Source organism: Paracoccus sp. (in: a-proteobacteria), assembly GCF_035556475.1.
In the GTDB taxonomy this organism is placed as follows: Bacteria; Pseudomonadota; Alphaproteobacteria; order Rhodobacterales; family Rhodobacteraceae; genus Paracoccus.
Map to the genome: position 1 here is coordinate 1 of NZ_DATMFA010000026.1, position 2081 is coordinate 2081.

The window sequence follows — 2081 nt, forward strand, 5'->3', positions numbered from 1 at the left end:
GGGGTCATCACCTATAAGCTGGCGGCACATGCCGCCGATCTCGCCAAAGGTCACCCCGGCGCGCAGATGCGCGACGATGCCCTGTCGCGGGCCCGGTTCGAGTTCCGCTGGCAAGACCAGTTCAACCTGAGCCTCGATCCCGATACCGCGCGCGACATGCACGACGAGACCATGCCGGCGCAGGCGCATAAGGTCGCACATTTCTGTTCGATGTGCGGGCCCAAATTTTGCTCGATGAGGATCAGCCACGACATTCGGGCCGAAGCCGAACGGCAACAGGGCATGGCAGCAATGGCCGAGAAATTCCGCGAGGGTGGCGCCCTCTATGCTCCATTCCAGGAACCGGCGGACTGATCCAGGCGTCCGGGCATGGCGTGCTCGAAATTTTCGATACAAGTGCGCTGGCTAATTCTGGGCCGTCGGTCGAGAACGCGGCCCCCCCTGGAGTCCTCCGCCGCTGCGTCTTTGGCGGGGGATGTCTGGTCAGGCTCCGACGTAAACGACCGCGTTCACGCGCGGATTGACCGCGATCGGATCGTCTTGAGCCCGGCGCGGGTGGCACAGGCTCAAATCCGGCCCCAGCCGGATTTTCCGCTTCCCTGCAGAGGCCCGCCGCGGGCGCGACGGGCTCCTTTTGAAACTGGGCGCTCGGCATCAAGCGGCCTCGTCCTCGCCGCATGCCTGCACCTGACCCGCACAAGCCAGCAAGAAATCTGCTGCTTTCTGTGCTTCGGTCGCAGCCTTGAAGATCATCCGCTTATCATGCTGCATGGCGCGCAGCCAGCTTTCGACATAGGCGGCGGATTGGCCAAAATCCGGGATCAGGCCAAGCTGGGCGCAGAGCATGCAATTGCCGATCTCGGCAATCAACTCCTCGAAAGCATAGGCCTTGCGCTCGGCAAAGCGGCTCAATCGGTCAAGGCGCGAGCCGTGGCCAGACCAATGGCAGGCTTCATGCGCCAGCGTGGCATAGAACCCGGTCGCGTCATGAAAGCTCGAGATCGGCGGCATATGGATGTAATCCGCCTGCGGATTGTAATAGGCCTGCGGCTCGTCGGTCACGCGGATCTCGGCCCCGGTCGCCGCGAAGAAGGCGTCAAGGCGCGGATCGGGCTGAGTACCGAGATCGCGGACCGGTTCAGCAGCCGCGGCATAAAACTCCTCGGGCAAGCCATCAATCTGATCGCCATTGAAGACGCGATAGCTCTTCAGATAGGGGATGCGCTTTTCGGCACCGCTCTCCTCATCTTCCCGCGCAAGAGTGCCATATTTGACCACGATGGCGCTTTTCTCGCCCTTGCGGACCTGACCACCTGCCGCCTCGGCCTGTTTATAGGTGAACCAATAGGCGCTGCCGTAACCCTGCGCCGAGGCCGCAAGCCAGAGCATCAACACATTGATGCCGCGATAGGCCTCGCCATTGGCGCGCAAGGTCCAGGGTCACGTCCGTCAAGCTGGTGTAATTTCCCAAGTGGCCTGAGGTCATGATCAGGCGGCCTTTGTGGTGATGCTGAGGATGGGGTCGATCTCCTCCTTGTCGATCTGGGCAAAGGCCTCGACCATCATGTAGCGGCTTGCGGGCTGCCATTCGTCGTTCTGCTCGAACAGCACCGCGCCAATCAGGCGCATGATGGAGGCCTCGTTTGGGAAGATCCCGACGACATCGGCTCGCCGCTTCACTTCCTTGTTCAATCGCTCCAGTGGGTTCGTGCTGTGAAGCTTGGTTCGATGCTGGCGCGGGAAGGACATGTAGGCCAGCACGTCGTGTTCACTGCGGGTCAAAAAGGGGGGCGTGAACGTCAGATCGGGCGGACCAATGGTGGCATGAACACCAAATTGCACGCCGTCGCCGATGCAAAGGGGCGGCCGATCGGGTTCTTCATGTCGGCTGGCCAAGTCAGCGATTACACCGGCGCGGCGGCGCTGCTGGGCAGCCTGCCGAAGGCGGGGTGGCTGCTGGGAGACCGAGGCTATGATGCCGATTGGTTCAGAGAAGCGTTGAAAGACAAGGGGATAAAGGTTTGCATCCCAGGCCGAAAGTCTCGCAAGAAGGCGGTGAAATACGACAAGAGGCGCTACAA

At 61.5% G+C, this 2081-nt stretch carries 2 protein-coding genes and 2 pseudogenes; 2 read left to right on the forward strand and 2 right to left on the reverse strand.

Features of this window, described 5'->3' with window-relative positions; all coding sequences use genetic code 11:
• Positions 1 to 354, forward strand: a 354-nt coding sequence (locus VNQ78_RS03595; protein WP_325686678.1) for a phosphomethylpyrimidine synthase ThiC, incomplete at its 5' end; no start/stop codon positions are given.
• Between the two features lie 300 nt (positions 355 to 654).
• On the opposite strand, the gene VNQ78_RS03600 is transcribed toward VNQ78_RS03595, so the two are convergent.
• The gene (locus tag VNQ78_RS03600) at positions 655 to 1431 is read right to left on the reverse strand and encodes an ArdC family protein (RefSeq protein ID WP_325686680.1); all 777 of its coding nucleotides are present in this window, start codon (positions 1429 to 1431) and stop codon (positions 655 to 657) included.
• Positions 1432 to 1488: 57 nt separating this feature from the next.
• Positions 1489 to 1782: pseudogene (locus VNQ78_RS03605) on the reverse strand (transposase); the annotation flags it as partial.
• Here VNQ78_RS03605 and VNQ78_RS03610 point away from each other — a divergent pair.
• Positions 1780 to 2081 (forward strand): annotated as a pseudogene (locus tag VNQ78_RS03610) (transposase); the annotation flags it as partial. The pseudogenes VNQ78_RS03605 and VNQ78_RS03610 overlap by 3 nt on opposite strands.